The 7,983-nt window shown below is 42.2% G+C and carries 8 protein-coding genes and 1 pseudogene; 3 read left to right on the forward strand and 6 right to left on the reverse strand.

Annotated features, from left to right (window positions below; all coding sequences use genetic code 11):
• Nucleotides 1-430 precede the first annotated feature (430 nt).
• The 3 genes from IM477_RS13245 to IM477_RS13255 all read right to left on the reverse strand — a co-directional run bounded on the left by IM477_RS13245 (nt 431) and on the right by IM477_RS13255 (nt 2,358).
• Nucleotides 431-763, reverse strand: a complete 333-nt coding sequence (locus IM477_RS13245) for a BON domain-containing protein (RefSeq protein ID WP_004162645.1) — start codon at nt 761-763, stop codon at nt 431-433.
• Between the two features lie 22 nt (nt 764-785).
• Nucleotides 786-1,715: a CoB--CoM heterodisulfide reductase iron-sulfur subunit B family protein gene (locus IM477_RS13250; RefSeq protein WP_287732102.1), complete on the reverse strand. Its 930-nt coding sequence runs from the start codon at nt 1,713-1,715 to the stop codon at nt 786-788.
• A gap of 292 nt (nt 1,716-2,007) precedes the next feature.
• Complete coding sequence (locus IM477_RS13255) at nt 2,008-2,358, reverse strand: STAS domain-containing protein (protein WP_002761268.1); 351 nt, start codon at nt 2,356-2,358, stop codon at nt 2,008-2,010.
• Between the two features lie 359 nt (nt 2,359-2,717).
• On the opposite strand from IM477_RS13255, the gene IM477_RS13260 reads away from it, so the two are divergent.
• From IM477_RS13260 to IM477_RS13270, 3 genes are all read left to right on the forward strand, one after another.
• The gene (locus IM477_RS13260) at nt 2,718-2,912 is read left to right on the forward strand and encodes a hypothetical protein (RefSeq protein WP_002761266.1); all 195 of its coding nucleotides are present in this window, start codon (nt 2,718-2,720) and stop codon (nt 2,910-2,912) included.
• 376 nt (nt 2,913-3,288) lie between these two features.
• Entirely contained in the window at nt 3,289-3,633 is a 345-nt protein-coding gene (locus tag IM477_RS13265; protein WP_287732103.1) for a hypothetical protein, read from the forward strand.
• A gap of 78 nt (nt 3,634-3,711) precedes the next feature.
• Complete coding sequence (locus tag IM477_RS13270; protein ID WP_287732104.1) at nt 3,712-4,926, forward strand: DUF790 family protein; 1,215 nt, start codon at nt 3,712-3,714, stop codon at nt 4,924-4,926.
• A 102-nt stretch (nt 4,927-5,028) separates the two neighbouring features.
• Here the strand turns inward: IM477_RS13270 and IM477_RS13275 are convergent, their stop codons facing one another.
• The 3 genes and pseudogenes from IM477_RS13275 to IM477_RS13285 form a co-directional block, all read right to left on the reverse strand.
• Nucleotides 5,029-5,490, reverse strand: coding sequence for an Hsp20/alpha crystallin family protein (locus IM477_RS13275; RefSeq protein WP_002761262.1), 462 nt, complete (start codon nt 5,488-5,490; stop codon nt 5,029-5,031).
• Between the two features lie 293 nt (nt 5,491-5,783).
• Nucleotides 5,784-7,157 (reverse strand): 1-acyl-sn-glycerol-3-phosphate acyltransferase, encoded by a 1,374-nt coding sequence (locus IM477_RS13280; RefSeq protein ID WP_287732105.1) that lies wholly within the window; start codon nt 7,155-7,157, stop codon nt 5,784-5,786.
• 385 nt (nt 7,158-7,542) lie between these two features.
• Nucleotides 7,543-7,983: pseudogene (locus tag IM477_RS13285) on the reverse strand (Uma2 family endonuclease); the annotation flags it as partial.

Below are 7,983 nucleotides of genomic sequence, written 5' to 3' on the forward strand. Positions count from 1 at the left end.
ACTAATACTATCCATAAAGGGTGTCTTTTTCCTTTATCTTTCCGAAAGTCCTTGACTTGTTTCAGTTTTTCTATTAGTCTCAACATCTATTTGAAAAGTTGGCGGTCACTCCTCATTTTACCTGACAGTGATCGCTTTTACTTTTGATATTCTGATGGGAGAATGAAACAGCCCTAGGGGTTTGGGGGGTTCTACCCCCCAAAAGCTTGGATTGAGCGATAAAGTCGGAAGTAATACTAAATCCCTTGAGTCTAGGCTACATATCAGGAGAGGCACTCATGCAAAAGGGGGAATAAATAATCCGTTTTTAATAACCAGATTTAGGATCAGAATATTTTCATGTTTGGCGGTGTAACTTGTTGCATCAGGACTGACTCCTAACCCTAACAACAATTTTTGATTTTTACAAGAGGTTAACAGCCGTTCGACTTCACCCAATAGTTACTTGACTGGTATCGACGCCGGTTGCCCCATGGACTTTACTGGCAATTGCAACCATTTTATTTAAAGTCGCCTGATTGGAAACCTTGCCTTTTAGTACAACTTTACCACCAGTTTGAGCGACCCACAATTTGTCTTCATCAGCTAAATCCGGTGTCTCGTCAAAAGCTAAAACTACTCGTTTAGCTAGGCCGCTTTCGTCGTATTTTCCATCTAATCCGACTCTTTCGGGGGGAATACCGGCAGCAGCGGCCTTCCCTGCGATCGCACTAGCGGCATCTGCCGGTTTATCTAAGCCAAAAATTCTTTTTAACCAATCCATTGCTAACACTCCTGATTGAGTTCTAAAACCCCAATTTCTTTAAGAGGGATTTGGTGGAAACGATGTGTCGATCTAATCCTAAACGATCGGGACTGACTCCGAGCGCTAAAGCGACTAATTGGGAAAAATGTAACACGGGTAAACCTAAACTTCGACCGATCGCTTTTGCCACTTCCGGTTGTCGGGAATCAAGATTAAGATGGCATAAAGGACAAGGGGTGACTAAACAATCGGCCCCCGCTGCCATCGCCTCTAAAATGTGTTTTCCTGCCATTTGGAACGATTGGGTGGTGGCATAACTGGACAGGGGCCAACCACAGCATTGAGTGCGTCCTTGATAATAAATCGGATTTGCTCCCACGGTCCGAAAGACATTTTCTAGGGATTCCGGCTGAAAAGGATTATCGTAGGGGAGAGTATCCTGGGCGCGCAGGAGATAACAACCATAAAAACTGGCACAATTTAAGCCTGATAAGGGACGAACCACCTTGGCCGCCAGATTATCTAAGCCATAATCGCCCACAATTGCCCAGAGTAGGTGCTTAACCGTCGTCGTACCTTGGTAGGGGGAACAATGTTCTTTCTGTAAATAATTATTAACTTCCTCAACATAATTGGGATTATTATGCTTTGCTTCCTTCAAGCGCTCGTCCACATGACCGATCACTCCTTGACAGGTGCTACAGTGAGTCAACAGGGGTAAATTGAGGGCTTCCGCTAGGGCAATATTGCGCGCATTGACGGCATCTTCCAAGAGTTGCGAATCTTCCTTATAAGTTCCCGAACCACAACAGGCAGCTTTTTTGAGTTCGACTAAATTAATCCCCAAAGCTTCCGTCAGGGCTGCCGTGGATAAATATAGTTCCCGACAGGCACCTTGGGCGACACAACCGGGAAAATAAGCATACTGGAGATTTTTGACTGTCATGGATTCTAGGAAATTACTACTCATTACCTATCTACCATCTTGGCCCCCTTCCCCTCTGTCATCACTAAAGTCATGGAATTTCTTAATAGACAGCCTTTTGTGAGCTGCTCCCAACAAGTGTATGCTAGTTTGCCCCCCGAAATAATATCCAAAAACGAGGAGAGCCATCTCAACAGTATAATGCCTCTCCTTGAGAAAAATTGTTGTTTTGAGGAGTCGGTTGTACCAATGGCAATCTGTCCGGTCAAGAGGTGATTTACCGGTAGAATTGAGAGTGCAGCCGAGAAATTACGGCGAGAAACCCTATTTTGTCTGCTTACGCCGCTTGAGGGAGGGTGATAACAGCATCAAAGTCAGCACGGCTAGGGAAAACCGAGAGAACCCGATCGAGTTGGGTTAATTCAAAGATAATCTTGACTGAAGGTGGAATAGAACAGATATTGAAAGATTTTTCTTGACTTTGAGCCAGACGAAAGGCAGTAACTAAAGCCATTAATCCAGCGCTGTCGAGGAATTCCACCCTACTCATATCCACGAGAAAAGTGATAGAGCGACTCTGGTTAACCAGATTGGTGAGCTGCTCTTGAAATTCTAGGACGTTAGCGGCGGTAATATAGCCGTTTGGCTCAAATAGAGCAATTTCCGGGACTTTTACAGGACTTTTCATGGCTGGGCTTTGAAATTCATAAATGAACCTTTTAACTGGAGATCAGATACCGCTATTATGTCCTAACTTTCTGATTTTGTAACCTTCGTCTTGATCAATTTTCTCTCTCCTGAAAAGATTAATCTTTTCTTAATCTTTACCCCTTTAGAAAGGAACCGGTTTTAGGTTAACCTGATGATCCGGGGAGTAAAGAGGAACAGTGATCAAGGCTCACTAGGGCGAACATCAGGGGAAAGTCGTTAGGTTTAAGCTCTAATCCCGAATGACTGATGATGACCCAGCATTATACTGGTATTTTTGCTGAAATAAAGTAAAGCAGGATACAGAAACTAGATTTATTGAGCTAGAGTAAGGAAATTGTGGATACCCAGCCGACTATCCGCCAATTAGTGGAACAAGCCCTATATTATCGTCAAATCACGCCAGAAATCGAAAACGGAATTAATGAACTCCTCGCTCGTCTTGGCTACGTTTCCGATGTGGATTACGAGGCCCTAGAGTTACTCATGGATGAAATGGACGAGGGCCGGATTAATCTCGTTCCCCGTCGGTAAATTCAGTTATCAGTTATCAGTTATCAGTGGTGAGTTTTCAGTTCACTGATGGCCTTTCGGTTCCTGTTATGCAATGGACGGGGTTATAAGGGATGAAACCATTATATAGAAAGACATTTAGCGATCACCCGATCGAACCGAACCTAGGCGTTGGGTTTCATGCTTCAACCCAACCTACGTTCATCTTATATTTAATTCCACCCACCTACTTAGCGATCACCCGATCGAACCAGACCAAGTAACGAAGAACCTCACTGATTACTGTTTACTGATGACTGATGACTGATGACTGAACAATCCCCCAAAACCCAATTTCCCCAAATTTCCACAAATTAATATAATTGACTTCAGGCTTTCTCTTAACCTGATTTTTTCCATGATTCCTTTAACTCTTAATCTCTTGCAAGGTTCCGTTACTTTTCGTTTCAGTCCCAGTGCTGCTCTGGATTTGCAAAGGGAAATTAATATTTTACTTGATCGCCTGAAAGCGATCGCCAGTAATGCCTCTAGTGGGGGTAAACCCCAACCCCAAAAACCGATGGAATATCAGCACACTGGTGATGTGTTTCTGGAAGTGTTTTGTAATCCCAATATTTATCCGAGTCCTTTTTCGGCTAAAGTTTTGTTAACGGTTCGTGACGATCGCCTACGCTTAACCACAGAAGCAGAATTAACCCGTGTGATCGAGGATTTAGAGCGTTATATCGACCAAAATAGTTAGAATCGGGGGATTTTTGGGGTTTCGACCTTTCCTTGTCGTCCCACCTCTCCCCATCTGATTATTCTTCTCTAGCTTGCCATGTTACCGACCGATTTATTGATTTCCCGTCAAAATGGCGAGACAATTATTCCCAAACGCTTACCGATCGCTCCTGATTATCTGATGATCGCTAAAGAACAAATCAACTGTTTTCAGGAAAGTATCGGTCAAACTAAGGGAGAATTAAGCCAAAAACTCCTAATCTTGGAGGGAGACAGTCCCGATTATAAAATTAAACGGGGATTTGCTCACCTATTAACCAATCATTTTGCCACCTTTGAGATTATTAGTCCCTTAGAACCGCAGGAATTAAGAAAAAGAGTTTTTGAACAAGCGGCTAACTTTGTTCCTATTCCCCAAAATCGATCGCTAATTCTTCAAACAATTGCCCAGCAACTCAGCCAAGAATTAAATCAAGAAATTTTTCCAGTAGCTCTAGAAAAAGGACTCTATGCTGATTTAGCAGAGAATAAAATTCTCACTCAATTTGATGCTCCCACCCCCGAAAACTTAATTCATCGTTTTAACCTCTCGCAAATTCAAGGTATTTTTTATCGGGCCAGTTATTTAATCATCAACGTCCACCGCAACGATCCGGGGGAATATAAATATCTCTTTCGCTATCTAAAACTATTTCGTTTAATGACTTATATCGAAGGGGATGCCGACACGGGATTTACTATTACTATCGATGGTCCCACCAGTTTATTTAAAGCTAACAGTCGTTATGGCATTGAAATCGCTAAATTAATTCCTGCCTTACTCCATGTTACTCACTGGAATCTGAAGGCACAATTACAGTATAAAGATTCCTATACAGGCACTATTAAAAAACAACAGTTCAATTTAGAGGATAACTGTGGTCTGGTGTCCCACTATTCCCCAGGTAAACCCTACGATAGTATGTTAGAGGAATCTTTCGCTAAACGTTGGTTACAGTTAAAAACTGAATGGCAACTAGAAAGGGAAGTGGATTTAGTGCCTTTACCCGGAGGAGTGATGATTCCCGATTTCCGTTTAGTGCATCCCGATGGTCGCGTTTTTCTCCTCGAAATTGTTGGTTATTGGCGACCAGAATACCTACAAAAGAAATTTTTACAGGTTAAATCGGCCCAAGCAAGTAATCTAATTTTAGCCGTATCGGAACGGTTAAATCTAGAAAAAGCTGGAGTTAAATTTCAAAATCTACCCGCTCAGGTTATCTGGTTTAAAGATAAATTATCACCCCAAGCAGTGTTAGAAGTTTTAAGTTAAAGGTTTAGGAAGCTAAAAGCGGAAGTATGGTTTGATACTCCCGCTTTGGTTTAATCAGACTAGGTTAACCTTTTTGCTCAAGACCGGACAATGAGTGCTACATCATTGAGCAATGGTAGGATTGATGGACACTTTCACCACTTTATTTTTTTCTTCTTCCGCTTTCGGGAGAGTGAGATTGAGAATGCCATCTTTGTATTCAGCAGTCACGTTATTGTTATCAACCCGAACCGGTAGAGGAATAACCCGATGGAATTTACCATAACGGAACTCAGTGCGGGTAAATCCTTCTTCTTCGGTTTTAATTTCCGATTTCCTTTCACCATTAATGGTCAGACTATCGGCTGTTACTTCCAGGTTGAGGTCTTTGGCTTCCATACCGGGTATTTCCAGTTTAAGCTGAACTGCCTCTGGCGTTTCGGTCATTTCCGCCGCCGGGATGAAGGATAACCCCATTTTTTCGCCATTGCCTACATCAGTCGGCACAAGACGGTCAAACAAGCGATTCATTTCTTTCTGTAGGCTTTCTACTTCTCTGAAAGGTTCCCAACGTATAAGTGCCATATAAGTCACCTCCGAAGTTTTCTTAACGCTAGAGATGTTGGTTTATCTCTACACTCTTATGATAGATAAAAGATTCTCTGACCGGGGTAGGGTTTTCGGTATTGAGTTTTTCCAGATTCCCGTACTATCTCCTATACTAGAGCTAGGTGAAAAAGTTTTTCCCGGGGAAGTGGGGGGTTTTCTCGGTGAACAGTAATCAGTGAACTGATAACTGATAACTCAAATCTGATAACTCAAATCTGATAACTGACTCCTAACCCCACCAACAAACTTATTCAGCAAACCCTAATTATCTACTGATGAATAATTAAACTTTCTAAACTGGTTTGTAAATCTTGGGTTAATTGGGCTACGGCCGAGCGTCGATCGCTTTTATAATCAGCATAGCGCTCGGATACGGAAATAGGTTTACCAATAGTTATTATCGCTTTTTGTTGACCAATTTGGGGACGAAAAAAGGGATTACCTCCCTTAATTCTTGTCACTAAATCCCAGAGTAATAAAATTGTCTCGGCGAATCTTTCTACGGTGGGTTTTTCTTTGACATAATAACCGGTTACTGACACGAAACTTTCGACAATTCTCATGTGCCACATTTTTAAATTAGCTTCATCGGCCAGGCGATCAGCTAATCCTAATTCAAGGGGAGAAATAGAATGAGTGAGTTTTAATTCTTGGCGATAAATACGTTCCCATCCTGCTTGTTCCAAACGACGACAGCGATCGATTACATTACCATTAGGAGAAACATTAAAATACTTTTCTACGGTTTGTAGGGCCACATCTAATAAATTGGCTAAACGTTTGGCTAGGGTTTCGTTTGGATCATCGCCATTGGCAGGTACTACAGGCAAAGATTGATAGTAGAAATCTCGATAAAAATCCTCCATTAAGGATAATAATCTTTCTCCTAACCGAAAAAGACGCTCGTATAAAACCTTTTCGTATCGGGATGAATTCGGGGTGGGTTCTAAACCGATATCGTTTTCTAAATTAGTTAAAATTTGCTCGATTTCTTGCCACACTGGAGTCAGATAAAAATACTGAATACCAATAGGTAAAATAATTACTTCTTGCTGTTGTTTAGCTTTTTTGACATCATCCACCCCCCAAAAAGCTAATTGAGAAATACCTGGTTCAATTGCGCTAACAAGCTCATTATGTCCGTTAGTTGCCCCTTCCGGAGCAGCGGCTAAAGGATAATCTCCTTCTAATAATAAACGACGAGCCGAACGCAATCCGATTAAATCGGCTTTTCCCCGTTGAATTGGTGTGCCACCTAACTTAGAATATAACCATCCTACCCTTTCTCCAGCCCATAAAGGAATCCCTCGATCATACATAAAATGAGCGTGAATTGGATTGTTTAATTTTATTCCTAACTCTTGGGCTTTTTTGGGTACTAATTTCCACAAAAGATAGGCCATACAGTAGGGATCGTTAATACTGGGATGACGGAAAGCAAGCAGTAAACGGACTTTTTTCTCTTGACTTTTTTGATAAAATGTGATTAAAGTTTCTAGATTGGCGGCGGAAATTTCTCTTAAGTTGGTTTGAGTTTGTAACCAAAGAGGTAAAAAGATTTGACATCCCTTTAAAAGCAAGGAATTAAGGTCAGGGGGGATAAATTCGAGGGGAGGTTGCGCGCCCAAAGATAGATTAGACATATAAGTATAAGTAGTCGTGCCAAATAAATTTCCTAGTTGAGACAGTTATCAGTTATCAGTTATCAGTTATCAGTTATCAGTTATCAGTTATCAGTTATCAGTTATCAGTTATCAGTTATCAGTTATCAGTTATCAGTTATCAGATTTGAGTTTTCAGTTTACTGTTTACTGTTTACTGTTTACTGTTTAAGGAAGAATCAAAGAAAACTCTGATCAATAATTACCCACTGGTCAAAAGGTAATCACAGCAGCAAACAGGTGTCGAGCTAGATTTCAAATACACTGGGATTGCAGGATCTCTCAACCGTGAAAGGAGAAATTAACCGACTTTAAGCGAGGAGGAACACCAGTAGTTTACCTCCTCACCTAAACAAATACAGCTATACTATAGCTCTATCCCCATTTCTCGCAAACGAGCCGCCAGCCGTTGAGAACGCTGTCTTTCCGCTTCCAGAGCTTGCTGAGTAGCATTTAATTGCTCCTGTGCTGCGGCCGCCTGCTCCTGTGCCGCGGCCGCCTGCTCCTGTGCCGCGGCCGCCTGCTCCTGTGCTGCGGCCGCCTGCTCCTGGGCCGCTTCTTCTGGCAAGGGGATTAAATTGCCTTCCGGGTCATAAAATCTCGCCCAAATTGCCGTTTCTCGGTCAATAGTCCCCTCCCAAGTTCCCAACCAATAGCCTAAGGTTTCGCACCATAACCAGCCGCGCTCATTTCGTTCTAAAGAATGGTAGCGTTGGTCTGCTCCTAAATGCCATCCTTGTAAAGAATTGCCATCGAAAGGATCGTAGATGAAATAATCTGGCGTGCGGAAGGTTCCCTCATAAATGGC

It is taken from the genome of Microcystis sp. M090S1, assembly GCF_020246295.1.
Lineage (GTDB): Bacteria > Cyanobacteriota > Cyanobacteriia > Cyanobacteriales > Microcystaceae > Microcystis > Microcystis aeruginosa.